Origin of the sequence: Cohnella candidum, from assembly GCF_003713065.1 — a bacterium.
GTDB classification, from domain to species: Bacteria; Bacillota; Bacilli; order Paenibacillales; family Paenibacillaceae; genus Cohnella; species Cohnella candidum.
The window spans coordinates 1947456-1970942 of record NZ_CP033433.1 but is presented as its reverse complement, the minus strand read 5'-3'; the positions used below and the strand labels follow the sequence as shown (position 1 = coordinate 1970942).

General features: G+C 58.9%; 27 protein-coding genes, 1 tRNA gene and 1 pseudogene. 27 read left to right on the top strand and 2 right to left on the bottom strand.

Going from position 1 to position 23487, the window contains the following annotated elements:
- The 12 genes from EAV92_RS09295 to EAV92_RS09240 all read left to right on the top strand — a co-directional run bounded on the left by EAV92_RS09295 (position 1) and on the right by EAV92_RS09240 (position 7738).
- The gene (locus tag EAV92_RS09295; RefSeq protein ID WP_123040822.1) at positions 1 to 192 is read left to right on the top strand and encodes a capping complex subunit for YIEGIA; all 192 of its coding nucleotides are present in this window, start codon (positions 1 to 3) and stop codon (positions 190 to 192) included.
- A 68-nt stretch (positions 193 to 260) separates the two neighbouring features.
- Positions 261 to 1583, top strand: a complete 1323-nt coding sequence (gene der, locus EAV92_RS09290) for a ribosome biogenesis GTPase Der (RefSeq protein WP_123040821.1) — start codon at positions 261 to 263, stop codon at positions 1581 to 1583.
- An 11-nt stretch (positions 1584 to 1594) separates the two neighbouring features.
- Positions 1595 to 2212 (top strand): glycerol-3-phosphate 1-O-acyltransferase PlsY, encoded by a 618-nt coding sequence (gene plsY, locus EAV92_RS09285; protein ID WP_123040820.1) that lies wholly within the window; start codon positions 1595 to 1597, stop codon positions 2210 to 2212.
- Complete coding sequence (locus tag EAV92_RS09280; RefSeq protein WP_123040819.1) at positions 2202 to 3248, top strand: NAD(P)H-dependent glycerol-3-phosphate dehydrogenase; 1047 nt, start codon at positions 2202 to 2204, stop codon at positions 3246 to 3248. Before plsY ends, EAV92_RS09280 begins: the two co-directional genes overlap by 11 nt.
- Before the next feature lie 97 nt (positions 3249 to 3345).
- Positions 3346 to 3621 carry a stage VI sporulation protein F gene (locus EAV92_RS09275; protein WP_123040818.1) on the top strand — a complete coding sequence of 92 codons (276 nt, stop codon included), beginning with the start codon at positions 3346 to 3348 and terminating at the stop codon, positions 3619 to 3621.
- Positions 3622 to 3730: 109 nt separating this feature from the next.
- On the top strand, positions 3731 to 3910 hold the full coding sequence (locus EAV92_RS09270) for a DUF2768 family protein (protein WP_123040817.1): 180 nt from the start codon (positions 3731 to 3733) through the stop codon (positions 3908 to 3910).
- A 15-nt stretch (positions 3911 to 3925) separates the two neighbouring features.
- Positions 3926 to 4219: a 2Fe-2S iron-sulfur cluster-binding protein gene (locus EAV92_RS09265; protein ID WP_123040816.1), complete on the top strand. Its 294-nt coding sequence runs from the start codon at positions 3926 to 3928 to the stop codon at positions 4217 to 4219.
- Positions 4220 to 4256: 37 nt separating this feature from the next.
- Positions 4257 to 4862 carry a hypothetical protein gene (locus tag EAV92_RS09260; RefSeq protein ID WP_123040815.1) on the top strand — a complete coding sequence of 202 codons (606 nt, stop codon included), beginning with the start codon at positions 4257 to 4259 and terminating at the stop codon, positions 4860 to 4862.
- Between the two features lies 1 nt (position 4863).
- Complete coding sequence (locus tag EAV92_RS09255) at positions 4864 to 5214, top strand: 2Fe-2S iron-sulfur cluster-binding protein (protein ID WP_123040814.1); 351 nt, start codon at positions 4864 to 4866, stop codon at positions 5212 to 5214.
- Positions 5208 to 5951, top strand: coding sequence for a hypothetical protein (locus EAV92_RS09250; protein WP_123040813.1), 744 nt, complete (start codon positions 5208 to 5210; stop codon positions 5949 to 5951). Before EAV92_RS09255 ends, EAV92_RS09250 begins: the two co-directional genes overlap by 7 nt.
- Positions 5952 to 6065: 114 nt before the next feature.
- On the top strand, positions 6066 to 6518 hold the full coding sequence (locus tag EAV92_RS09245) for a MarR family winged helix-turn-helix transcriptional regulator (protein WP_123040812.1): 453 nt from the start codon (positions 6066 to 6068) through the stop codon (positions 6516 to 6518).
- Between the two features lie 5 nt (positions 6519 to 6523).
- Positions 6524 to 7738: an MFS transporter gene (locus EAV92_RS09240; protein ID WP_241158490.1), complete on the top strand. Its 1215-nt coding sequence runs from the start codon at positions 6524 to 6526 to the stop codon at positions 7736 to 7738.
- A gap of 318 nt (positions 7739 to 8056) precedes the next feature.
- Here the strand turns inward: EAV92_RS09240 and EAV92_RS09235 are convergent, their stop codons facing one another.
- Positions 8057 to 8824, bottom strand: a complete 768-nt coding sequence (locus EAV92_RS09235) for a fibronectin type III domain-containing protein (protein ID WP_123040811.1) — start codon at positions 8822 to 8824, stop codon at positions 8057 to 8059.
- 307 nt (positions 8825 to 9131) lie between these two features.
- Between EAV92_RS09235 and spoIVA the strand changes: the two genes are divergently transcribed.
- Complete coding sequence (gene spoIVA / locus EAV92_RS09230) at positions 9132 to 10610, top strand: stage IV sporulation protein A (protein ID WP_123040810.1); 1479 nt, start codon at positions 9132 to 9134, stop codon at positions 10608 to 10610.
- A gap of 72 nt (positions 10611 to 10682) precedes the next feature.
- Here the strand turns inward: spoIVA and EAV92_RS09225 are convergent, their stop codons facing one another.
- Positions 10683 to 12428: a methyl-accepting chemotaxis protein gene (locus tag EAV92_RS09225; RefSeq protein WP_123040809.1), complete on the bottom strand. Its 1746-nt coding sequence runs from the start codon at positions 12426 to 12428 to the stop codon at positions 10683 to 10685.
- 239 nt (positions 12429 to 12667) lie between these two features.
- Here EAV92_RS09225 and EAV92_RS09220 point away from each other — a divergent pair, with 239 nt between their 5' ends.
- From EAV92_RS09220 to ndk, 14 genes and pseudogenes are all read left to right on the top strand, one after another.
- Positions 12668 to 13798 (top strand): sugar ABC transporter substrate-binding protein, encoded by a 1131-nt coding sequence (locus EAV92_RS09220; RefSeq protein WP_123040808.1) that lies wholly within the window; start codon positions 12668 to 12670, stop codon positions 13796 to 13798.
- Positions 13799 to 13874: 76 nt separating this feature from the next.
- Positions 13875 to 15398, top strand: coding sequence for a sugar ABC transporter ATP-binding protein (locus EAV92_RS09215; protein WP_241158489.1), 1524 nt, complete (start codon positions 13875 to 13877; stop codon positions 15396 to 15398).
- The gene (locus EAV92_RS09210; RefSeq protein ID WP_123040807.1) at positions 15395 to 16381 is read left to right on the top strand and encodes an ABC transporter permease; all 987 of its coding nucleotides are present in this window, start codon (positions 15395 to 15397) and stop codon (positions 16379 to 16381) included. The genes EAV92_RS09215 and EAV92_RS09210 overlap by 4 nt, the downstream gene beginning before the upstream one ends.
- Positions 16382 to 16447: 66 nt before the next feature.
- Complete coding sequence (locus EAV92_RS09205) at positions 16448 to 16756, top strand: HU family DNA-binding protein (protein WP_164472929.1); 309 nt, start codon at positions 16448 to 16450, stop codon at positions 16754 to 16756.
- Between the two features lie 92 nt (positions 16757 to 16848).
- Positions 16849 to 16925, top strand: a tRNA-Pro gene (locus tag EAV92_RS09200).
- Positions 16926 to 17048: 123 nt separating this feature from the next.
- Positions 17049 to 17270, top strand: a complete 222-nt coding sequence (mtrB, locus tag EAV92_RS09195; RefSeq protein WP_123040805.1) for a trp RNA-binding attenuation protein MtrB — start codon at positions 17049 to 17051, stop codon at positions 17268 to 17270.
- Positions 17271 to 17357: 87 nt separating this feature from the next.
- Positions 17358 to 17897 (top strand): hypothetical protein, encoded by a 540-nt coding sequence (locus EAV92_RS09190; protein ID WP_123040804.1) that lies wholly within the window; start codon positions 17358 to 17360, stop codon positions 17895 to 17897.
- Between the two features lie 120 nt (positions 17898 to 18017).
- Positions 18018 to 18896 carry a heptaprenyl diphosphate synthase component 1 gene (locus EAV92_RS09185; RefSeq protein ID WP_123040803.1) on the top strand — a complete coding sequence of 293 codons (879 nt, stop codon included), beginning with the start codon at positions 18018 to 18020 and terminating at the stop codon, positions 18894 to 18896.
- 5 nt (positions 18897 to 18901) lie between these two features.
- Positions 18902 to 19621, top strand: coding sequence for a demethylmenaquinone methyltransferase (locus EAV92_RS09180; protein ID WP_123043652.1), 720 nt, complete (start codon positions 18902 to 18904; stop codon positions 19619 to 19621).
- Positions 19618 to 20493, top strand: coding sequence for a UbiA-like polyprenyltransferase (locus tag EAV92_RS09175; RefSeq protein WP_123040802.1), 876 nt, complete (start codon positions 19618 to 19620; stop codon positions 20491 to 20493). The genes EAV92_RS09180 and EAV92_RS09175 overlap by 4 nt, the downstream gene beginning before the upstream one ends.
- Positions 20487 to 21116, top strand: a pseudogene (locus EAV92_RS09170) (UbiX family flavin prenyltransferase); the annotation flags it as partial. The gene EAV92_RS09175 and the pseudogene EAV92_RS09170, both read left to right, overlap by 7 nt.
- Before the next feature lies 1 nt (position 21117).
- Positions 21118 to 21990, top strand: coding sequence for a menaquinone biosynthetic enzyme MqnA/MqnD family protein (locus EAV92_RS09165; protein ID WP_123040801.1), 873 nt, complete (start codon positions 21118 to 21120; stop codon positions 21988 to 21990).
- Positions 21991 to 21994: 4 nt separating this feature from the next.
- The gene (locus EAV92_RS09160; protein WP_123040800.1) at positions 21995 to 22969 is read left to right on the top strand and encodes a polyprenyl synthetase family protein; all 975 of its coding nucleotides are present in this window, start codon (positions 21995 to 21997) and stop codon (positions 22967 to 22969) included.
- Between the two features lie 73 nt (positions 22970 to 23042).
- Positions 23043 to 23486 carry a nucleoside-diphosphate kinase gene (gene ndk / locus EAV92_RS09155; protein ID WP_123040799.1) on the top strand — a complete coding sequence of 148 codons (444 nt, stop codon included), beginning with the start codon at positions 23043 to 23045 and terminating at the stop codon, positions 23484 to 23486.
- The last annotated feature ends 1 nt before the right edge of the window (position 23487 follow it).

Below are 23487 nucleotides of genomic sequence, written 5' to 3'. Positions count from 1 at the left end.
ATGGCGAAAATCGTAGCCGTCGTGACGACGCAAAGAGACGAGGTGGGCGGAGGGGCGCCGATCTTCGTCGCGAAGGATGCGGAGAAGATGAAGAAAACCGCCTTCCTGCTCGAAAAGATGCTGGATTGCGCCGCTCATGAGCTGAGCGAAAGCCTCTACCTCATCGTGGACCACCGGGCGGAAAACGGTTAGCCAAGCCAGAAGATTTTTGTTATGATGGGATTTGGCAACTGTTGGGCCACAGAAAAAGGAGTGACATTATGGCAAGACCCGTCATCGCCATCGTCGGACGTCCCAATGTGGGAAAATCGACCATTTTCAACCGGATTATCGGCGACCGGCTGGCGATCGTGGAAGACAAGCCCGGGGTCACGAGAGACCGCATTTACGGCACGGGCGAATGGAACGGAATCCCGTTCAGCGTGATCGACACGGGCGGCATCGAAATCGACGGCGAAGACGGCATGCTTCGCCTCATCCGGATGCAAGCCGAATTGGCGATTGAAGAAGCGGATACCATCATCTTCATGGTCGATGCGAAAGCCGGCATCACCAACGCGGATGAAGAGGTTTCCCAGATGCTATACCGTTCCGGCAAACCGGTTGTCCTGGCCGTTAACAAGGTGGACAATCTGCAGCGGATGGACGATATCTATGAATTTTACGGGCTCGGTTTCGGAGACCCGGTCGGCATTTCCGGCGCGCACGGCACGGGGATCGGCGATTTGCTGGACGCCGCCGTCGCGAAACTGCCTCCCGCCGAGGAAGAAGAGTACGACGACGACGTCATCAAAGTGGCGCTGATCGGACGTCCGAACGTCGGTAAATCTTCGCTCGTGAACGCGATCCTGGGCGAAGAAAGAGTCATCGTCAGCGACGTGGCCGGCACGACGCGCGACGCGATCGATACCCCGTTCGAGCGGGACGGGCAGAAATACGTGCTGATCGATACCGCAGGCATGCGCAAGCGGGGCAAAGTGTACGAGACGACGGAGAAGTACAGCGTCATGCGCGCGATGAAAGCGATCGAGAGAGCGGACGTGGCCCTTATCGTCATCAACGGCGAAGAAGGCATCATCGAGCAGGACAAGCACATCGCCGGATATGCGCACGAGAACGGCAAAGCAAGCGTGTTCGTCGTGAACAAGTGGGACGTCGTCGAGAAGGACGACAAGACGATGCAGCATTTCGAGAATACGATCCGCGAACAGTTTCTGTTCATGCACTACGCGCCTGTCGTCTTCCTGTCGGCGAAAACGAAAAGCAGGCTCACCAAGCTGCTGCCGGTCGTGAACAGCGTCGCCGAGCAGCATGCGATGCGCATCCCGACCCACGTGCTGAACGACATCATCATGGACGCCGTTTCGATCAACCCGCCGCCGACGGACAAAGGCCGCCGCTTGAAGGTGAACTATGCGACGCAAGTCGCGGTGAAGCCGCCGACGATCCTCATTTTCGTCAACGAGCCGGAAATGATGCATTTTTCATATGAACGCTATTTGGAGAACAAGATCCGTGCCGCGTTTCCGTTCGAAGGAACGCCGCTGAGACTGTTTTCCAGGCGCAAATCGGATCAGGAATAGGGGAGACCGGATTGTTCACACCGATCGTGGGGATCGTGGCCAGCTACTTGCTCGGCTCCGTATCGTTCAGCATATTGATGGCGAAATGGCTGAAGAAGATCGACATTCGCCAGCACGGCAGCGGCAACGCCGGCGCGACGAATACGCTTCGCGTGCTCGGTAAAGGGCCCGCTCTTGCCGTTTTCCTGCTAGACATCGCCAAAGGCGTCGCCGCGGTGCTGATCGGGCGCTGGCTCGGCGACGGGGAAGCTTGGGTATCCGTCTTGTGCGGACTTGCCGCTATCGTCGGCCATAACTGGCCGGTATTTTTCCGTTTCAAAGGCGGCAAAGGGATCGCCACGACGATCGGCGCGTTAGCCGTTTTAACCTTCTGGCCGGCGTTGATCGCGGGTTTGGCGGCCATCGCGACGATCGCCGTCACCCGTTACGTATCGCTCGGCTCGCTCGTGTTCGCGGCGTTATTGCCGATCCTGATCGGAGCATTCGGCTATGACGCGCCTTACGTTTGGGGCGCCGTCGCGGTCGCCGTCCTGGCGATTCTGCGCCACCGCAAAAATATCGTCAAGTTGGTCAAAGGCACGGAGAACAAGCTTGGCGGCAACAAGAAAGGTGAGCCTCATGGAGCGTAAGCAGACGGCCGTTCTCGTAGCGGGAAGCTGGGGAACGGCTTTGGCGCGGGTGCTGGCCGACAACGGCCATGATGTCCGCCTGTGGACCCGCAACCCCGAACAGGTCGAGGAGATCAACCTGCATCGAACGAATGCCAGGTATCTCCCGAACGCCGAACTGCCGACCGGAATCCGGGCCATGACCGGATTGAACGAAGTGCTGGCCAGCGCGGAGCTCGTGCTTTTCGTCGCGCCTTCCTCCGCCATGAGGGAGGTGGCCCGGGCGGCGGCTCCTTACTTGGAGCCGGAAGCGCTCGTCGTCCACGCGACCAAAGGTTTCGAAACGGATACGCTCAAGCGGATGTCGACCGTTCTGGCCGAAGAGCTGGGCCGGGACGAGGACAACGTCGTCTGCCTGTCCGGACCGAGCCATGCGGAAGAGGTCATCATCCGCCATCCGACCACCGTCGTCGTGGCGTCGGGAAATCCGACCTGCGCGGAAGCGGTTCAGGACTTTTTCATGAACGAAGCCTATTTCCGAGTGTATACGAATCCGGACGTCATCGGCGTCGAAACGTCCGGCGCGGTGAAAAACATCATCGCGTTAGGGGCCGGCCTGTCCGACGGCCTCGGGTTCGGCGATAACGCCAAGGCGGCGCTCATCACGCGCGGACTCGCCGAAATCGCAAGGCTCGGCGCGGCAATGGGCGCTAATCCGCTGACGTTCGCCGGGCTCGCCGGCATCGGCGACCTGATCGCCACCTGCACGAGCCGTCACAGCCGTAACTGGCGCGCGGGCTCCCTGCTGGCGCAAGGGCTGCCGGTGGAAGAAGTGCTGAAGCGGATCGGCATGGTCGTCGAAGGCATCCGCACGACCAAGTTCGCGCACGAGCTGGCGGCCCGATACGGCGTGGAAATGCCGATCACCGAGCAGCTTTACGCCGTTCTTTTCGAAGGGAAAACGCCCGAAAGCGCCGTCGGCGACCTGATGGGCCGCGTCCGCACGCACGAGATCGAAGAGATCGCCGCCGCTTCCAGGGAGAAGTGGCTGAAGTAACAAGCGCCCGGGAGGATGGCCCACACCATTTGTCCTTCCCCGACATAATCTATCCATGCGTTAGTATCCCTTAAAGACCAACTCGGGGAGGGTAAGCATGGATAAGAAGCTGTCGAAGGACATCCTGGGCGTCGTCAACCAGAAAACCGGGAAAAACATCACCGAAAATTCGATCAAAAAGATCGCCAACACCGTAACCCCGGATACGCTGCAGAACGAAACGCAGCTCCGGGCGTTGATCAAGCAGGTTTCGCAAATGGCTAACGTCCCGGTCTCGGAGGAAACGATCAAGGAAATCGTCTCGGCCGTCAAGAAGAGCGGCTTGAACATGAGCAATCTCGAGGGCCTCATGAAAATGATGATCAAGAAATGACACGGACGGGTTTTCGCTTCGGCGGGAGCCCGTTTTCTTTGTCAACCCAGGCGGCGAGTGGTATAATATGTAGCGTTTTAGGTTCGCAGACATGGGGGAGGCACGGGAATTGGATCCGATGACCAAGATGTGGGTGTCGTTCGTCGGCATCGGTTTAATGGTCGCCGCGGCCGTCATCATCACATTCGCCAGACTGAAAACGAAAGGCTGGATCCGGCTCGTCCTGTCCATTGCCTCGTTCCTGATGCTGTTGATCGGGTTGGTGTACGGATTGGTCGCGATGACATAGGGGGTTCGGACAAGCATGTTGACATTGACGGGAAGAACCCTGACGAAAACGGTGGAAATCGAGCCCGGGCTCACGCTTCTTGAGCACGCGATGAAAGCGGGCGTCGATTGGAATTTCAATTGCAGCAAGGGAACATGCGCCAGATGCCGCTGTTCCGTGGCGGCCGGCGCCGGCTTGCTGGACGAACCGACGGACGCCGAATGGGACCGGCTGGGACCGGACGAGCTCGACGGCGGCTTCCGGTTGGGGTGCCAGGCGAAGGTCCTGAAGCAAGGCGAATTGAAAGCCGTCAACAGGACTTATTTTTAATGCGATGCGAAACGCAATTGACATGGGGGTGAACCTCATGGATTCCTTATATCCGGCCGACGCGGTCGCGGATTTGGCCGGACGGCTCTCCGGCATCGGAGCCGTTTGGGTCGTGGGGGGAAGCACCGGCCTCGCAATGAGAGGGGCCGACATCGGCCGCGCGCCGAGAGATTTGGACCTATACGCGGATGAAGCCGACGCCGCGCGCATCCACCGGGCGCTCGCGGCGTCCGCCGTGGACGAGCCCGCGTGGAGCTCGACCGAACGATACCGGTCGATGCTCTCGCATTATACGGTGGCCGGCACGCCGGTGGAACTGGTCGGAGAGTTCCGGATCGAGACCGGCGGTTCCTTGTACCGGACGGAAGTCGCCTCGGTTCTTTATCCCGAAGGCGATTCGATCGCCGCCGGCCCGCATGCGGTCAGGCTCGTTCCGCTGGGACACGAGCTCATTTTCAACGTGCTGAGGGACAGGCCCGACCGCTGCGGACTTATCGGGCGGCTGATCCGGGAACAGCCCATGCTGCATATGCCCGCCCTGGAAAACCTGCTGAAGCGCAACGTTCTTGCGCCGGAGGCGGCCAAACTCGTATGGCGGTACGCGACGATCGCCGGAGAAGGCGAGAAGGGATGGGAGCCTTAACATGCCGAAAGTCACTTTCCTGCCGGATAACCGCTCGGCCGAGGTGCGTCCGGGTACGACGGTGCTCGAGGCGTCCCGCCGGGCCCGCGTGAACGTCCGCACGAGGTGCGGCGGACTGGCGGCCTGCCTGATGTGCAAGGTGCAGGTTCCTCCGGGGCAGGAGGCCGCGCTGCAAGCGCCGGGGACCGCCGAAAGCCGCAAGATCGGCGATCTGCTGCAGGAAGGCATCCGGCTGTCCTGCCAGGCCCGGGTGCGGGGGGACGTGACGGTGATCGTGCCCGAGGATCCGCTCCGTGCCGCGATCCGGAAGCAATTGGAGGAACAACAGAGGGAGAGAGACGAACTGTGGTGAACGTAAAACTGCCGAGGTGGTCCGTTCTGGCGGCCAGCATCGCGCTTCTCGCGCTCTTGTCGGGCTGCCTGTATCCGGAGGATCAAACGCCCGGCAACAACGCATCGGCCAAAGGCGCAGCGGATACGGTCCAGGACGCCGTGAACCGCTATAAGGAAGCGACGGGGCTGCTGCCGATCCTGAACGCGGAGGCGACGGTCCCGGTTTATGAGAAATACAAAGTCGATTTCGCCAAAATGAAGCGGATGGGATACGTCGAAAGCGTCCCCAAGTTGGCGTTCGAAAACGGGGGCGGATACGTCTTCCTGATCATCGACGAAGAAACGAATCCCCGGGTCAAACTGCTGGACATTGCCGTCTATCAGGGCATTTCCGACGTACAGAAGAAGGTGGACGCGTACCGGAGCGCCCACGGGAACGCGAATCCGTCGGGCGATGAAGCTTACCCGGGATTCCGCTATCTCGATTTCGGCAAGCTCGGAACGTCCCGGCCATCCTTGAACAGCCCTTACTCGCACCACCCGCTGGAATTGATGGTGGACGATCAAGGGCGCGTGTACGCCGACTACGCGGTGGACATCGCGGAAGCGATGAAGAAGGCAGGCGGTACGGCGAAAACGGATGAGGATTTGCGGGCCCGGCTGACGGAAGCTTCGGTTTACGTGCCCGTGAAATCCCCGGCTTACCGGTCCGTGAACGGCAGTCCGCAGCCAGTGGCGGAAGCGGCGGCAAAATAAACGCGATCAAAGTGCAGTTAAAGAGGACCGCCAGGTTCTCTTTTTTTATTGACTTGATAGAGTTGTTTATGCAATAATTATTGTAACAACTAATGCTCGAAAGGGGACGGGAACATGCATGTAGAAGGGTTGGACCAATCGATGGGCTTTGCCATTGGCGTGACCTACCGGAAAATATCCGGGCTGCTGTACTCCCGGCTCCGGGCGCTCGATCTGACGCCGGAGCAATGGGCGGTGCTGTACCGCGTCGGCGAGCGCGACGGCCAAATCCAGAAAGAAATCGCGGAACGTTCGGGCAAAGACAAGCCGACGACGACGCGGATTTTGGATGCGCTGGAGGCGAAAGGGTTCATTGAGAAAAAGCCCGGAGCACACGACCGGCGCTCTTTCGAGGTTAGCATCACCGACAAAGGGAGAAGGACGGTCGAACTGGCAGCGCCCGTGGAACGTGAAACGATCCGGGACGCCTGCGAAGGATTGACGCCCGATCAATACGCGCAAATGCTTGCGTGGCTAAGTGCCATCAATGACAACGTAGATCGCTTGAATCATCAGGAAACGGAGTGAATGCCTTGCTGCCGAAGCAGGAAAACTTGTGGACCCGGTCGTTCATCGCCTTGACGATCGGTTATTTTTTGCTGTTTTTGAGTTTGCACATGTTGTTGTCGCCCTTGCCCGGATACGTGAAGGAAAGGTTTCAACCGGATAACGTGACCATCAGCCTGTTGACGACCATGTTCGCCGTCTCGGCCATCGCCGCGAGGTTCATGGCCGCTTACGCGATGAAGGTGATGCACCGCAACGTCGTGCTGATGGCGGGCCTCGCGCTGGCCGCCGTCGCCATCTTCGCTTACCCGTACGCCACTTCCATTCCTACGCTGCTGATCTTGCGCGCGGCCCACGGGATCGGCTTCGGGTGGGCGAGCACCGTCGTTCCGACGATGGTATCGCAGATCATTCCCGTCCGCCGCATGGGGGAAGGAATCGGTTATTTCGGCTATTCCACGAGCCTGGCGATGTCGGTCGGGCCTGCTCTCGGGATCCAATTGCTCGAGCAGTCCGGCATCCATGTCCTGTCTGAGCTCGGCGCTTGCGCCGCCGCCGTCATCATCCCTCTGTTGCTATTCAGCCGAGGCATTCCCGCGCAGCCGACGAAGAAAGCGAGCCCGGATGCCGGCGGGGCCGGCTCCGGCCGGATGAATTCGATGACGCTGCTCCCGGCCGCGTTGAACGCATTGCTTTCTTTGATCTACGGAGGATTGCTCGGGTTTCTCGGCCTTTACGGCCAGGAAATCGGCATTCCGCAAATCGGCTTGTTTTTCCTCGTCTCGGTGATTTCCATCGTGGCGGTGCGGCCGATCGCGGGACGGATCTTCGACCGAAGAGGTCACATGGCGGTCTTGATCCCCGCGTCTTTTGCGGTTATGGGAAGCATGCTGCTGCTGTCCTATGCGCATAACCTGACGCTCGTCCTCGCGTCCGCGCTGCTGTTCGGTGCCGGCTTCGGCGCCATTCAGCTGACGACGCAGGCTTGGATGCTGAGGTTGGCGGAGCCTCGGCATCACGGGGCGGCGAACAGCCTCTATTACAATTCGATCGATCTCGGCGTCGGGGCAGGTTCCCTGCTCCTCGGGGCGGTCGCGGGAGCTGCCGGCTACGCGGGGATGTATCGCATTTCCGCCGGCTTCATGGTTTTGTTCCTGCTGGCGTACTCGGCGGGATTACTGGCGGAGAGAAAGGCTCGGCTTCGGCACCATGCGAATGAACATGTCGTTGAATCCGTCTGAATCTACTCGTCATTTCATTGCAACGGAACTCAGCGACCTTATTCCCGTTATTTAAAACTCATTTCGATGCTAACGGAACTCAGCGCCGCTATTCAGCAACTTTGAGGCCAATTCTTCGCAAAAGTCGGACAATAAGGTCGCTGAGTTCCGTTAGATTCAAAAAGTGACCTTTTTCCATCAAATAACGCCTCTCCGTTCCGTTAGCTCAGTCAAGGCTGCCTAAAAGCGGATGTCCGACAACAAAAAGAAACCTCTCTTACGTAAATGGCAGTACCACTACCATTACGCGAAGATGAGGTTTCTTTTTGATGCGGTCGTTTATTTCTTTTTGCCTTTGCCCGGGTTCGCTTTCACGGGTTTCGCTTTCGCGGGCGCGGCCGTCACGTCTTGGGACAGGTAAAGGATCTGGCCGCTCGTATCTTCCGCGAATACGTTGAAATGATAGGTCGTGCCGTTTTTCATCTTCTTGAAGGTATACGTGTAGGTTTTGTTTTTAACGTCGGACGCCTTAATGATGATCGGCTTCTGGAATTTGGGCTCTTTGGTCTTCTTGTCCACTTCGGTCCACCAGTGAATCTGGTACGTGGCGGCCTTATCCGAAGCGGGGAGCTTCGAGAAGGTGACCGTAATTTGGGCGTCGCCAGCAGTGACTACGAGACCCGGCATCTTGCCCGGCATCCGGAAAGGGACGCCGAAGCCGTTGCCGTTGCTCACGATGCTTCCGTCTTTCGTTTTGCCTACGACCGATACGGAGTAGGGCGTATTGTTCACGAGCTTATTCGCGGTATATTCCACCGTGTCGCCCTTAACCGATTCTGCGGCGATGACGACGGGCGTTGCGGCCGGGTCGGGTTCCCCGGTAAATACCGAAATTTCGAAGCTGTCGGCTGCGTTTCCGAGGGTATCTACTTTGGGGAAAGAGATGGTCAGCGCGGCGTCGCCGGGTATGGCCTCGATGAGGATCTCGCCGACGGCTGGATTTTCCGCGCTTGCGGAAGATTCGGATTCCGCGGCGGCAGGCAGGGCGAAGGAGAGCAGCAAACTCAGAAGCATCAGGAGTTGGATCGGGCGTGCGATTTTTTTCATTGGGGACTTCCTTCCGAAATATGGTATGAAATCTGGGTCTATTATACCAGTTTCCTAGCAAAAAACGACATCTGTTTGCACGAAATTAAGAAAAATGGTAGACATACGCGCATATCCCTTCTCATATGCTTTTTGAGGAACAAACAGGAGCGCCGGCGGGCGTACGTCGGCATGGGAAACATTTGCGCGCGGAATGGGCATATTCCCGTTTTGCGTTCATAGAATGTTACCAGTCCAAGTTCGTGTACGAGTTCCGTCGCGCTGGCGGGTCACGAAGGTTTCGCGATTACGATGGGAGGGAATCTCAGTGGAAAAAGTGGACATTTTCAAGGATATTGCCGAGCGTACCGGCGGCGATATCTACCTCGGGGTCGTCGGCGCCGTACGGACGGGCAAATCGACCTTCATCAAACGGTTTATGGAAACCGTCGTGCTGCCCAACATTGCGCACGAAGCCGATCGGATCCGCGCGATCGACGAATTGCCGCAAAGCGCGGCAGGCCGTACGATCATGACGACGGAGCCGAAGTTCGTGCCGAACAACGCGGTGCAGATCAAAGTCGCCGAAGGGCTGGACGTCAACGTCCGGCTCGTCGATTGCGTCGGATATACGGTGGACGGCGCCAAAGGCTTCGAGGACGAAGGCGGCCCGAGAATGATTTCGACGCCGTGGTTCGAAGAGCCGATCCCGTTCCAGGAAGCGGCCGAAATCGGCACCCGCAAAGTCATCCAAGAGCACTCGACGCTTGGCGTCGTGGTCACGACGGACGGATCGATCGCGGAAATTCCGCGCAGCGCGTATATCGACGCCGAAGAACGCGTCGTCAACGAGCTCAAGGAAGTCGGCAAGCCGTTCGTGCTCGTCGTGAACTCCGCCCGTCCCAGAAGCGAGGAAGCCCAGGCGCTGAGAAGCGAGCTGGCCGCCAAATACGACATTCCCGTCATGACGCTCTCCGCGGCTACGATGGGCGAGGAAGAAGTCATGGGCGTGCTGCGGGAAGTGCTGTACGAATTCCCGGTGCACGAAGTGAACGTCAATCTCCCGAGCTGGGTCATGGTCCTGAACGAAGGGCACTGGCTGCGCTCCAGCTATGAAAGCTCCGTCCGCGAGACGGTGAAGGACATCCGCAGGCTGAGGGACGTCGACCGCGTCGTCGCCCAGTTCATGGAATACGACTTCGTGGCCCGCGCCGGCCTCAGCGGCATGAACATGGGGCAGGGCGTCGCCGAGATCGACCTGTACGCGCCGGATGAGCTGTACGACCGCATCCTGATGGAGGTCGTCGGAACCGAAATTCGCGGCAAGGATCATCTCCTGCAGCTGATGCAGGAATTCGCCCACGCCAAACGCGAATACGACCGGTTCGCCGAAGCGCTCGAAATGGTGAAGACGACCGGCTACGGCATAGCGGCCCCGACGCTGAAGGAAATGGTGCTGGACGAACCGGAACTTATCCGCCAAGGCTCCCGTTTCGGCGTGCGCCTGAAAGCGACCGCTCCGTCCATCCACATGATCCGCGTCGACGTGGAGTCCGAATTCGCTCCGATCATCGGCACCGAGAAACAGAGCGAAGAGCTCGTGCGCTATCTGATGCAAGACTTCGAGAAGGACCCGATCAAAATTTGGGAGTCCGACATTTTCGGCCGGTCGCTGCACTCCATCGTGCGCGAAGGCATCCAGGGCAAAATCGCGATGATGCCCGACAATGCCCGCTATAAGCTCCAAGAGACCCTCGGGCGCATCATCAACGAAGGCTCCGGCGGTTTGATCGCCATCATCCTGTAACGAAACGAAAAAAGCTGACGACCGGGATCACCGGGGGTCAGCTTCTTTTCATTTTGGGGATTCGGGATTAGATTAGACTTTGAACCGGTCGGTCATGCGTTTCATCGCATCCGACCATTGAGCGAGTTTCCGAGCGGAAGATGAGATTTCCTCCATGGAGGCGAGTTGCTCTTCGGCTGCGGCGGCGACCGTCTGGGCGGCTCCCGCCGTGCCGAAGGAATTGCGCTCGATTTCGGTCAGCGTGGCCGAAATTTCCTGCGAACTGGCGGACATCTGCTCGGAGGCGGACGAAGTCTCAATGGCGTGTTCCACGACGCCGCGGGTCGCCAGGAGAATCCGTTCGAAGGCTTCGCCGGTTTCCCGGATGGCGGCGACGCCGGCCTCCGCTTCGGTTTCGCCTTTCCCCATCGAAGCTACCGCGTCTTCGATATCGTTCCGAATCGATTCGATCAGGGCAGAAACTTGTACGGCCGATTCGGTGGAACGCTCGGCCAATTTGCGGATTTCTCCCGCCACGACGGCAAAGCCCTTGCCCTGATCTCCCGCCCGTGCCGCCTCGATCGAGGCGTTCAAGGCGAGGAGGTTCGTCTGGGCCGAGATCTCCTGAAGGGTTCCGGCGATCTCGCCGATCTGTCCGGAACGTTCGCCTAACTGGTTCACGACATCGCTTAAGTTCCCGACGGTTTCGTTGACCGCCGCCATCCGCTCGGTTGACAGGCGGATGAGGCGGCTGCCGTTTTCGGCCTCGTTCAGCGTGCCGACGGAGGAGGCGTGGGCATTGGCGGAGATGGTGGCGACCTGCTGGATGCCGGCCGCGATCTCCTCCATGGCTCTGGAAGTTTGACCCAAGCCGGCAGCTTGGGATTCGTTATTGGCCGCGACCTGGTTGATCGCCTGAGAAGTTTGGTTAACGGCCTCCACGGCGTCCGAGATGACGCGGTTAAGCATCGAGGAGGATTCGGCCAGCTCGTTCGCGCTCTGAAGCTGGCTGCCGATCAACTCTTTCAAGTTGCTTTGCAGATGATTGAAAGCGAGCGCAAGTTTTCCGATTTCGTCACGGCGATCGATCTCGAGTCCCGTTCCGGTCAAATCTCCCAGGGACATCCGTTCCGCCTGGTCCGCCATGCGGACGAGGGGGCGGCTGAGCGAAACCGCGAACCAGGTCAGCGCTCCCATGCCGGCCGCGAGGCATGCGGCAAGCGTGATGAGCATGGCGTGCAGGATGTGGTTTTTGCCGGCGTCATAATCCTTCATGTACGAACCTGCGGCAATGATCCAGCCCCACGTCGGCTCCTTCTCGGCATAGGCGACTTTCAGGGCTTCTTTCTTGGCGTTCGGGAGCGGCCAATCGTAATAGGTGAATCCTCCGCCTGCTTCCGCTTTGCCGATCAAGTCTTGAATATAGTAAGTCCCGGTAGAGGTCTTCTTGTCCCATATATTCTGGCCTTCCAACAGAGGATGGGCCAGCAGGTTTCCTTTTCCGTCGAGAACGAAGTAGTAGCCGTTTTCCCCCAGATCGATATGCGGATTGATGGGCCGCGTACCATCCGCGTTCTTGGTTCCCAAGAGCGTAACGCGCAGGCTTTCTTGCGCTTCTTCTTTCGTCATGGCTCCGTTGTCCACGGCCGTTTGAAGGGAGCGGGTCATTTCCGCCGCCAGCCTGACGTTGTTGCGCAAGCCGCTTTCTATCTGTTTCGTGGTTTCTTTGGAAGAGACCTGATAAGTGATCGCTCCCAAGGTCAAAATCGGAATCACCAAGAGAATGGAGCAAACCAACAGCAATCTTCTGCGTATCGTGAAGTCCAGTCGTTTCTTCATTTTCCACTCCCCAATGTCACCTGTCCGGAGAGACTCCGTCGGTTCTTTTTTCCTAAGACTAATGTCCGATCCTGTCCGAATCAACGGAGAAATGTAAATTTTACCGGCGGTTTACGCAGAATTTTGTCGAAAATGTGAAAAATGAAAACCGGACGGATAAACCCGATTGACGTACTCGGAATTACCATGTTAATGTAAAAGCTAGTTACAAAGGGACAAGCATTCGGGGAGGAACTGAAATGGCAAAGAGAAAACAGACGGCCGCCGTGCTGTCGCTGATCCTGGCACTCGTGCTGGTGCTCGCGGCTTGCGGCAAAAAAGAAGAAAACAACGCGGCGGCAAGCTCGCCGGCGGCTTCCGCAGCGTCATCCGCATCCGCATCCGCAAGCGGAGCAAGCGACGCGGACGCGTTGAAAGGCAAGAAAATCGCCTTGATCATGCGCTTTAACACCGGCACGTTCTCGGCGCAATACGTCGACGGCGTTAAAAAACAAGTCGCCAAATACGGCGGCGAAGTGACCGTCATGGCTTCCGACAACGACCTGAACAAAATGTCGGCGAACCTGGATTCCGCGGTTGCCCAGAAATTCGACGGCATCCTGCTTGACCACGGCGACGCCGGCGCCCTGACGGCCGGCGTAAACAAAGCGCTGGAAGCGAAAATCCCGGTCGTCGCGTTCGACTCCGGCTTGAACGGAATCGAAGGCGTGACGAACCTGGCGCAAGACGACCAGAAGATGGCTGAAATGACGTTGGGCGAGCTGGCGAAACAAACGGGAGCCAAAGGCAACATCGTTAAAGTGTGGGTAGCCGGTTTCCCTCCGATGGAAAGCCGTCAAATCTCCTATAAGAAATTCCTGGAGCAAAACCCGAACATCAAAGAAGTCGCGGCGTTCGGCGATGCTTCCAACCCGCAGCTCGACACGCAGAACAAGATGGAAGCCGTTCTGAAGCAATACCCGAACAAAGGCGACATCGCGGCGGTATTCGCTTCCTGGGACGAATTCGCCAAAGGCGCAGCTAACGCGATCAAGCAAGCCGGCCGCGACGACATCAAAATCTACGGCATCGACCTCAGCGACGAGGACCTGAAAATGATCCAGGATCCGACCAGCCCTTGGGTTGCGTCCGCAGCCGTGGATCCGACCTCGATCGGCACCGTCCAAGTCCGCTACCTGTACCAGAAGCTGCACGGCGACCAAACCGAAGCCACGGTTCAACTGGCGCCGGTTTTCGTCACCCGCGACATGCTGCCGAAGGATAAAGCCGTTACGACGGCCGACCTGGCGCAATACGTCGAAGGCTGGGGACAAAGCGACGCGGGCAACACGGATTACCTGAAAGCCCTCGAAGCGGCCGCAGGCAAATAAAAGCAGGAAGAAAAATGGCGCGGCGCGGTCAAAACCGCGCCGTTTTCTGTTAAACTGGCGGAAAGGAGAGAAGATCATGAATCGACAGGACCACGCCGGCGAGCTCCGCATGGAGGGGATCGCCAAGGCGTTCGCCGGGGTTCCGGCGCTGAAGGGCGTCGATTTCACGCTGCGCGGCGGAGAAATCCACGCTTTGCTGGGCGCGAACGGTGCCGGCAAGAGCACGCTCATGAAAATACTTTCCGGCGCCTATGAGTCCGACGAAGGGACGATCGCGATCGACGGCGAACCGATCGCGCTCCGTTCGCCCGCCGACGCGAAACGGGCGGGCATCCACTGCGTTTACCAAGAAGTGGATACGTCGCTCGTGCCGCATCTGACGGTCGGCGAGAATATCATGCTGGACAAGCTGGCTTCCTCCTCCGGAAGCGGATGGATCCGTTGGAAGTCCGTCCATCAGGAAGCCGGCCGAGTGCTCGCCCGCATCGGGCTTGAGCTGTCCACGAAGAAGCTGGTCCGCGAGCTGACGCTGGCGGAAAAGCAGCTCGTGCTGATCGCGCGGCTGTTATCGGAAAACGCGAAATTCGTCATTTTGGACGAGCCGACCGCTCCTCTCAGCCTTGAAGAAGCGGAGACGCTGTTCCGCATCATGGAAGGCCTGAAGCGGGACGGCATCGGCGTCGTGTTCATATCGCACCGCCTGCCGGAGGTGTTCCGGATTTGCGATCAAATCACGGTTATGCGCGACGGAACCCGTGTTTGGACGAAGAAAGCGTCGGAGAGCGACACGCATGACGTCGTCCGGGCGATGCTCGGGCGCAGCTTCGAGGAAGAGTACCCGAAGCTTGAAGCCGCCGTCGGGGAGACGGTGCTGTCCGTGCGGGACCTCGCCGCCGGCACGCGGGTGCGGGGCGTCAATCTGGACGTCCGCGCCGGCGAAGTCGTGGCGGTCGTCGGACTGGTGGGCGCGGGCAAGACGGAGCTGTCGCGGTTGTTGTTCGGCGCCGATAAAGCCGAACGCGGCAGCGTGTCGATCTCCGGCCGTCCGGCCGATCTCCGGTCGCCGGCTTCGGCCATCGCGTCGGGATTCGCGCTCGTGCCGGAGGAACGCCGCAAGGAAGGCATCCTCGTGAGGGAATCGGTGCTGCATAACCTGAGCCTTCCGATCCTGAAGTCGATCAGCCGCCTGGGCGTACTGTCCGGCGCTTCCGAGCGCAAGCACGGCAGCGGGACGGTGGATGCGCTCGGGATTAAAGCCGCGGGGCTCGGGCAATTGACCGCCTATTTGAGCGGCGGGAACCAGCAGAAGGTCGCGATCGGCAAGTGGACGTCCACCGACGCGCGCGTATTCCTCTTCGACGAGCCGACCAAAGGCGTCGACGTTGGCGCGAAAAGCGACATTTTCCGCATCATCGGCCGGCTTGCCCAAGCGGGCAAAGGCGTCCTGTACCTGACCTGCGAATTCGCGGAAGCCCTCGGGCTCGCGGACCGCATCCTGGTCATGTGCGACGGCGTCATCGTCAAAGAATTCAACCGCGGGGAAGCGACTCAGGAGAGCCTGCTTTATTACGCCAGCGCGGGGAAAGAGGAAGTGTCGTGAAAAATCGCCTGCTTCATTTTACGTTCCAATTCGGCGCCTTGTTTTTCATCGCGCTCGTCATTTTGTTCTTCGCGCTGGCGAAGGACGCTTTCTTCACGTTCGACAACCTGATGGACATCCTGAAGGCGATCTCCATCGTCGCTTTCGTCGCGATCGGCGTGACGATTTCCCTCATGGTCGACGGCTTCGACCTGTCCGTCGGGGCGACGGTTTCCTTGTCCACGGTCGTTACCGCGACATTGATGGTGTGGTACCAGATGCCGCTCATCGTCGTCCTGGTCGTGCCGCTGCTCGTCGGGGTGGTCATCGGTCTCATCAATGCATTCCTGATCGTCAAGATCCGGATTCCCGACTTGCTTGCGACGCTGGCGGTCATGTACATCGTGAACGGCGTCCATAAGACGTATACCAAAGGCTATTCCATTTACAGCAACATGCCGATGCAGGACGGTTCGACGGCTCCGGGCGTCATGCTGAAGCCTTTCCTCTGGATCGGTCAAGGCAAGCTGCTGGGCGTTCCGTTTCCCGTCATTCTGATGGTCATCGCCGTCATTTGCGCCCACCTGTTCTTCAAGTACACGCGCTGGGGGCGGCAAGCGATCATGACGGGCGGCAACGAGGAAGCCGCACGGCTCTCGGGCTTGCGCGTCAAGAAAGTCAGAACGCTCGCTTACGTGGCTTCGGCCGTCTTCGCTTCGATCGGCGGCGTGTTGTATACGGCCCGTATCGGTTCCGGACAGATCGACGCCGGCGCGCCCATGCTGATGGAATCCGTCGCCGCCGTTTTCGTGGGCTATTCCGTCTTCGCGGCCGGCAGACCGAACATTATCGGCACGTTTTTCGGAGCGGTCCTGATGGGCGTCATGGTCAACGGACTGACGATGATGAACGTCCAATATTACACGAACGACATCATCAAAGGCATCGTTCTCGTCCTCGCGCTCGCGGTCACGTTCATCCACTTGACCCGCAAAAAGACGTGAAACTCGCGCCCCGCTTGAAACTTCGGGTTTTGCGCGTGTATAATTTCTGATGAAACGGATAAACAGATACTATGCCACGTTCCGTTCTGGGAGGTGAAGGCCATGAACAAAACCGAACTGATCGCCAAGGTCGCCGAGTTGACCGATCTGTCCAAGAAGGACGCCACGCAAGCGGTTGACGCCGTATTCGACGTCATTTCCGAAGCGCTGCAAAGCGGCGACAAAGTCCAGCTGGTAGGCTTCGGAAACTTCGAAGTACGCGAGCGCTCCGCACGCAAAGGACGCAACCCGCAAACCGGCGATGAAATCGAGATTCCGGCCGGGAAGATTCCCGCGTTCAAACCGGGTAAAGCGTTGAAAGAAGGCATTAAGTAAACCGGATTTTCGGTTCGCATTTTTCGGTGGTTTGGGGTTGCGCGGACTTTAAAGCCTGTGCTATACTCAATCGGTGCCGTCAATGGAACCGACGAGACGTAGCGCAATCTGGTAGCGCGCACCCTTGGGGTGGGTGAGGTTGCAGGTTCAAATCCTGTCGTCTCGACCATTACATAACGCCGACGAAGACGATCGCATTGACGATCGTCTTCTTTTTTCCCGTCTGTTTCATTCGTTTGACAGTTTCAAGCCTTTTCGTTCATGATGGGAATTAAAAGGAGGCCAGACGCCGATGGAATCGAATCAAACGGAATATGTCGTGGTCAAAGCCAAAGAGGGCGGCGTCCAAGTCATCGGCCTTACTCGCGGGTTGGATACGAAATTCCACCACACCGAGAAGCTCGACCGCGGGGAAGTGCTGATCGCGCAGTTTACCGAGCACACCTCTGCCATTAAAATCCGCGGCAAGGCGACCGTGATGACGAAGTTCGGGACGATCGACACGGATACATAGAACGCGGCGGAAAGCGCAGGCATAGCCTGCCTTTTTTCTTTGTACAATGGGGTATGTACGGTCGCCTGATTGGAAGGAGGCTTTCGCATGACCCCCATGAAGCTGACTCTGGCGACGGCGCTTGCCGGTATCGCCGCTATCCTAGCGCTGGGAAGCTTGCAGACGCTGGAGCCGAAGGTGCGGGAGTTGCGCCAAGCCGCGGAAGTTACCGCACCGCAGGTACGAGGCATTTTGTCCGACGACAACCTCGCGGACGCGGTGGCGTCACTCACGTTGAACCATCGGATCGGTAAAGTCGGGTGGGACCATTCCATCCTCACGCTCGATTTGACGCTGAAGGAGAACGCGGGAGGAGCGGCATCTCTCTGGAGGGACATGGCCGAGGTACTTCGGTTCTCGTTCCTCGATGCCGTCAACGTGCGGCAAACGCTGGTACGGGTGTACCGGCAAACGGAAGGCCGGCGGGTGCTTCTTTTTTACGGGGATCCGAGGCGCGAAGAGTGGCCGAGAAGCCGTCTCGAGAACGCGGTTGAACCCAAAAGGCTGACCGAGGAGGCGTTCCGGAGCGGGATCGGCTTGACGTCGACTCCGGCGGGCGCGCGCTGGCTGCGAAATTTAGCAAATTGATGAACTTGGGAAGCGTCTTATGCGGCGCCAACGGGGTTATGTTATAATAGATAAAATCACAAGCCGTTCCGCCATCGGTTTTGGGTTGATGGCAGCGGCAGCGCGCTCGGAGGCTACAGAATGACACGGTACCGGGTTGAACAATTGGCCCATAAATATACGGATCACGACATGATCTCGCTCCATACGGAGCTGCCGGGCTTTCCGTCCGGCAGGATCCGCCTTCTCCATGCGGTGTTGAGCCAGCAGCCCGCGGTTTCCTCGAACAAGGAGCTGCTTGCGCTCGTCACTTCTCTCGTCCAGATGGGGCTGGATACGCACGACATGGTCGAAAACGGCACGATCGAGGGCAAGGACGGCATGCCGGCCATGCGCTCCCGGCAGTTGAAGGTGCTGGCGGGCGACTATTTCAGCAGCCGATTCTATCACCTGCTCTCGCAAGCGGGACAGATCGAGGCGGTGCGGCTTTTAAGCGAAGCCATCTGCGAATTGAACCGGATCAAGATGAGCGCGTATTCGAAAATGAAGCAGCTCAAGCTGAACGCGGAAGAGTATGTCCATTACGGGGCGGAGATTAAATCCGGCCTGTTCCTGTCGTTCACGGGGTTCATGCACGGGCTTTACGAACGTTTATGGCCCGAGTTGGTAGAACGTTTCTCCCGTTGCGAGGTTCTTCTTCAGGAGCTGAAGGACGCGGAGAAAGAAGCGCGGCTGAACGGCGGCTGGGGCTTCTGGCACGTGATGCAGGAAGGCACGGAGGAGGATCGCCGCGCTTTGGCGGAGCATCGGGAGGATCATGGCCTGATCCGCCAGCTCATGGAGAAATACGGCGTGGCCGAGAAGCTGGGCGGCTTGCTGCGACAATCCGCGCTGCAGCTCCGCGAGCTGGTCGGAAGGTTCCCTTCGGACAAGCTGGTTCGCGATTTGCAGCCGCTGATCGAGCCGTTTCTGGCGGCGGGCGGACCGCAGCCGGCGACAGCATGGAAGGAATTGGGGTGAACGGCATGGGGACGGAAGCCGAATCGAAACAGCACGTGCATGCCGTTTTCGAAAGCATCGCGCCGAAATACGACATGATGAACGATATTCTCAGCTTTAGGCGGCATAAAGCCTGGAGGAAGTTCACGATGCGCAAGATGGACGTGAAACCCGGGCAAACGTCGCTCGATCTCTGCTGCGGGACCGCGGATTGGACGATCGCGCTGGCCGAGGCGAGCGGCGCGGATACGGTCGGTCTCGATTTCAGCCGAAACATGCTGGACGTCGGACAAGCCAAAGTCGACAAGCTCGGCCTCTCGGGCCGGATCAAGCTGGTCGAAGGCAACGCGATGTCGCTGCCGTTTCCGGATAACTCCTTCGATTTCGTGACGATCGGCTTCGGCTTGCGCAACGTGCCCGATCTCGATCAGGTGCTCCGGGAAATGAAACGCGTGGCCAAGCCGGGCGGCAAAGTCGTCTGCCTGGAGCTTTCCAAGCCCGACTGGCAGCCCTTCAAGGGCCTTTATTATTTCTATTTCGAGAAACTCCTGCCTTTGCTCGGCAAATGGCTGGTCAAAAAATACGATCAATACCGGTGGCTGCCGGAATCCCTGGCGATTTTTCCGGACCTTCAACAGCTTGCGGAGCGCTTCCGCGGCGCGGGTCTCCGCAACGTGAGGGCGTACCCGCTCACCGGGGGCATCGCGGCTCTGCACATCGGGACGAAGGGAAATGACGGGGCATGATCCGCAAAATTAAAGTCTTCTTGGACATGATCAAATTCGAGCATACGATTTTCGCGCTGCCTTTCGCTTTCGTCGGCGCCATACTCGGCGCGGTAGCGGTGGAACGGCGCCTGCCGGAATGGAGCGAGATCGGCTGGATCCTGCTCGCGATGGTCGGCGCGCGAAGCGCCGCGATGGGGCTTAACCGCCTGATCGATAAGGCCATTGACGCCAAAAACCCGCGAACGGCCATCCGCGCGCTGCCGGCGGGACTGCTGAAGTCGGGGGAAGTTCTTCTCTTCATCATCGTATCTTTTATCTTGCTCTTCTGGGCGGCATCGCAGCTGAATTCCCTCTCGGTCAAGCTGCTTCCGATCGCGGTCTTCATGACGGTCTTCTATTCTTATACCAAAAGATTCACCTGGTTATGCCACGTCGTGCTCGGTTTGACGATCGGTCTCGCCCCGCTGGGAGGCTGGGTGGCCGTGACCGGCGAAGTGACCGTTCCGGCCCTCATCCTGTACGTCACGGTCGCGCTTTGGACGGCGGGCTTCGACGTCATCTACGCCTGCCAGGACGTGGACTTCGACCGCAAGGAAGGTCTGCATTCCATTCCGGCCCGGTTCGGCATCGCGCGGGGGCTCGGCATCGCCCGGTTGTTCCATGCCCTGACGGCGGTCGGCTTCGCGCTGCTGCTCGTGCTGACGGATTTGAGCTGGTGGTATTTCGCCGGCATCGTCGTGGCGGGCGCGCTGCTTCTCTATGAGCACAGACTCGTCAAGCCGAACGACCTCAGCAAGCTGAACGCGGCATTCTTCACGATGAACGGCGTGCTGAGCGCGGTCGTATTCGTGTTTACGTTCATCGACCTCGTGGTGGTGAGAACTTGGTGAGGACGGCCGGATCGGCGGAAGCGACGATGCCGCGCAGGTGGGTCGTCGGCATCACGGGCGCGAGCGGCGCGGTTTACGGCGTGACCCTCATCAAGCGGCTGCTGGAATCGGATTGCCGTGTACACCTGGTCGTCAGCGACGCAGGGTGGCGCGTGCTGAAGGAAGAGCTCGGCTGGGACGCGGCCAGACGGAATGACGCCTTGTATGCGGCGTTCGGGGAAGCGGCCGGGGACGGCCGTCTCGTTTATCATCCGCTCGGCGACATCGGCGCGTCCATCGCCAGCGGTTCTTTTATTTGCGAGGGCATGGCCATCGTTCCTTGCTCGATGGGCACGCTCGCGTCGATCGCCCATGGCACGTCGACGAACCTGCTGACGCGGGCAGCGGACGTGATGCTGAAGGAAGGGCGTCCTTTGCTCATCGTTCCCCGCGAAACCCCGCTGAACGCGATCCACCTTGAGAATATGCTCAAGCTGGCGCGTCTAGGCGTTCGCATCATTCCGGCGATGCCGGCGTTTTACCACGGTCCCCAATCGCTTGACGACCTGGTCGGTTTTCTGGTCGGCAAAGTGATGGACAACATGGGGCTGGCACACAACTTGTACAACAGATGGGGAGAATGACATGAACGACGGCCTGGCACGGCCGCTCCGAATCGGGCGGATCGATTATACGAACGTATGGCCCGTATTTCACCATTTTCATCCGAACGAACTCCGGCATCCCGCCGAGCAGGTTTCGGAGATGCCCGCGGTGCTTAACCGCAAGCTGAGGGAAGGGGAGATCGACGCGGCGGCGATTTCGTCGTTCGCGTACGGCATTTCCTCGGACAAGTACTACTTGCTCCCGAACTTGTCGGTCAGCGCGCTGAACCGCGTCCAATCGATTTTGCTGTTCCTCAAATCTCCGCTGGAGAAGGTTATCCACGGCAAAATCGCTTTGACGACGACGTCGGCCACCTCCGTGAACCTGCTCAAAATCATCATGAAAAAGTTTTACGGCGGAGACCCGGTCTACGAGGATGCCGAGCCGTCCTTGGAACGGATGCTGCAGAACGCGGACGCGGCGCTGTTGATCGGCGACCACGCCATCCGAGCTTCGTGGCAGACCCACGGGTATCGGGTGCTCGATCTTGGTGAAGTATGGAATCTATGGACCGGCCATTGGATGACCTTCGCGCTCTGGGCTGTCCGGCGGGAAGCCGCGGACAAGCATCCGGAAGCCGTCCGCAGCATATATGAAGGATTGCTGGAGAGCAAAAGCCGGGGAAAGCGGGACCTCGAACCTCTCGTCTCCAAAGCACTGCGTCAGATCGGAGGGACTCCGGCCTACTGGCGCGGCTATTTTTCGAATTTGCACCATGATTTCGGACCGGAGCAGCAAGCCGGCCTGATGCTCTATTTCCGGTACGCCAAGGAATTGGGCTTGATGCAGAACGAGGTCGACCTGACCGAATGGCCGGCCGTCGCGTCCGGCAATTTATCCCCTTGCAGGTGAAGCCATGAAAATGATCCAGCTGTACGCCTCGCTCAAATCCGACCTGCAGGCGATCGAAGAGACGATGACCCGCGAAGTGACGACGGATTTGCCGCTGCTCAGCGAAACATCGCTCCACTTGCTGAAAGCGGGAGGCAAACGGATTCGTCCCGTCTTGGTGCTGTTGTCGGGCAAATTCGGAACGTATTCGCTCGAGACGCTTCAGAAGGTGGCCGTTTCGCTGGAACTCATCCACATGGCGACGCTCGTTCACGACGACGTCATCGACGACGCGGAAACCCGGAGGGGCCAGCTCACCGTCAAATCCAAATGGGACAACCGGATCGCGATGTACACCGGGGATTTCATCTATGCCAAGGCGCTGACCGTCATCACCCAGCTCGAAAACCCCCGGATTCACCAGATCCTGTCCGGCGCCATGGTGCAAATGTGCATCGGCGAAATGGAGCAAATCCGCGATTTCTTCAACGTGAACCAGAACGTGCGGCGTTACCTGCTCCGCATTCGCCGCAAGACGGCGCTGCTCATCGCCATCAGCTGCCAACTAGGCGCCCTGGCGACGAACGCGCCGCCCGCTGTCTGCGCCGCGCTGTATCGGTTCGGCTATAACGTCGGAATGGCCTACCAGATCACGGATGACCTGCTGGACCTTTGCGGGACGGAGAAAGTGATCGGCAAACCCCCGGGCAACGACTTGAGACAAGGCAACATTACCCTTCCGGTGCTCTATGCGCTGGAAGACGAGCCGATCCGCGGCGCGCTGCTCGACGAGATCGCCGCGATCCAGAACAGCGAGGGCGCCGCAGATTCATCGGCCGCCGTCCGGCTTGTCCGCTCGAGCAAGGGAATCGCGGCCGCGGAACGGCTGGCGGACCGGTACTTTGCCAAAGCGCTTCAGGCGCTCGGCGGGCTTCCCGAAATTCCGGCCAAGAAGAATCTGTCGGAAATTACGCGATTCTTGGCGCAGCGCAGTTATTAATGCGCCCGCGTATGTTAAAATGTAGAAAGACGGTGTTTTTCGCGCCGTTTACCGCCCCTAAAGGAGAGAGATCATGGAACGGACCTATTTGATGATCAAACCCGACGGAGTGCAGCGCGGCTTGATCGGCGAAATCGTCGGCCGCTTCGAACGCAAAGGCCTTAAGCTGATCGGCGCCAAGCTGATGCAGGTTTCCGTCGAAACGGCGGAACGCCATTACGCGGAACATGTCGGCAAGGATTTCTACCCGCCGCTGCTCGAATTCATCACTTCTTCCCCGGTATTCGCCATGGTTTGGGAAGGCGACAACGCGGTCGCCCAAGCCCGCGTTCTGATCGGCAAGACCAACTCTCTGGAAGCCGATCCGGGCACGATTCGCAGCGACTTCGCCCTACATACGAGATTCAATCTGATCCACGGCTCGGACTCAGTCGAGAACGCCGAGCGCGAAATATCCATTTTCTTTCAAGAAAATGAGCTGGTTTCATACGATAAAGCGATCCAAGCCTGGATCTGAG

Coding starts and splice junctions, on each gene's coding strand:
- EAV92_RS09225 (WP_123040809.1), bottom strand. CDS start 12,428: ATGAAGAAACGACTGGACTTCACGATACGCAGAAGATTGCTGTTGGTT.
- EAV92_RS09260 (WP_123040815.1), top strand. CDS start 4,257: ATGGATTCCTTATATCCGGCCGACGCGGTCGCGGATTTGGCCGGACGG.
- EAV92_RS09275 (WP_123040818.1), top strand. CDS start 3,346: ATGGATAAGAAGCTGTCGAAGGACATCCTGGGCGTCGTCAACCAGAAA.
- EAV92_RS09255 (WP_123040814.1), top strand. CDS start 4,864: ATGCCGAAAGTCACTTTCCTGCCGGATAACCGCTCGGCCGAGGTGCGT.
- EAV92_RS09165 (WP_123040801.1), top strand. CDS start 21,118: ATGAACGACGGCCTGGCACGGCCGCTCCGAATCGGGCGGATCGATTAT.
- ndk (WP_123040799.1), top strand. CDS start 23,043: ATGGAACGGACCTATTTGATGATCAAACCCGACGGAGTGCAGCGCGGC.
- der (WP_123040821.1), top strand. CDS start 261: ATGGCAAGACCCGTCATCGCCATCGTCGGACGTCCCAATGTGGGAAAA.
- EAV92_RS09265 (WP_123040816.1), top strand. CDS start 3,926: ATGTTGACATTGACGGGAAGAACCCTGACGAAAACGGTGGAAATCGAG.
- EAV92_RS09190 (WP_123040804.1), top strand. CDS start 17,358: ATGACCCCCATGAAGCTGACTCTGGCGACGGCGCTTGCCGGTATCGCC.
- EAV92_RS09280 (WP_123040819.1), top strand. CDS start 2,202: ATGGAGCGTAAGCAGACGGCCGTTCTCGTAGCGGGAAGCTGGGGAACG.
- EAV92_RS09220 (WP_123040808.1), top strand. CDS start 12,668: ATGGCAAAGAGAAAACAGACGGCCGCCGTGCTGTCGCTGATCCTGGCA.
- EAV92_RS09160 (WP_123040800.1), top strand. CDS start 21,995: ATGAAAATGATCCAGCTGTACGCCTCGCTCAAATCCGACCTGCAGGCG.
- mtrB (WP_123040805.1), top strand. CDS start 17,049: ATGGAATCGAATCAAACGGAATATGTCGTGGTCAAAGCCAAAGAGGGC.
- EAV92_RS09235 (WP_123040811.1), bottom strand. CDS start 8,824: ATGAAAAAAATCGCACGCCCGATCCAACTCCTGATGCTTCTGAGTTTG.
- EAV92_RS09215 (WP_241158489.1), top strand. CDS start 13,875: ATGAATCGACAGGACCACGCCGGCGAGCTCCGCATGGAGGGGATCGCC.
- EAV92_RS09175 (WP_123040802.1), top strand. CDS start 19,618: ATGATCCGCAAAATTAAAGTCTTCTTGGACATGATCAAATTCGAGCAT.
- EAV92_RS09245 (WP_123040812.1), top strand. CDS start 6,066: ATGCATGTAGAAGGGTTGGACCAATCGATGGGCTTTGCCATTGGCGTG.
- EAV92_RS09185 (WP_123040803.1), top strand. CDS start 18,018: ATGACACGGTACCGGGTTGAACAATTGGCCCATAAATATACGGATCAC.
- EAV92_RS09180 (WP_123043652.1), top strand. CDS start 18,902: ATGGGGACGGAAGCCGAATCGAAACAGCACGTGCATGCCGTTTTCGAA.
- EAV92_RS09295 (WP_123040822.1), top strand. CDS start 1: ATGGCGAAAATCGTAGCCGTCGTGACGACGCAAAGAGACGAGGTGGGC.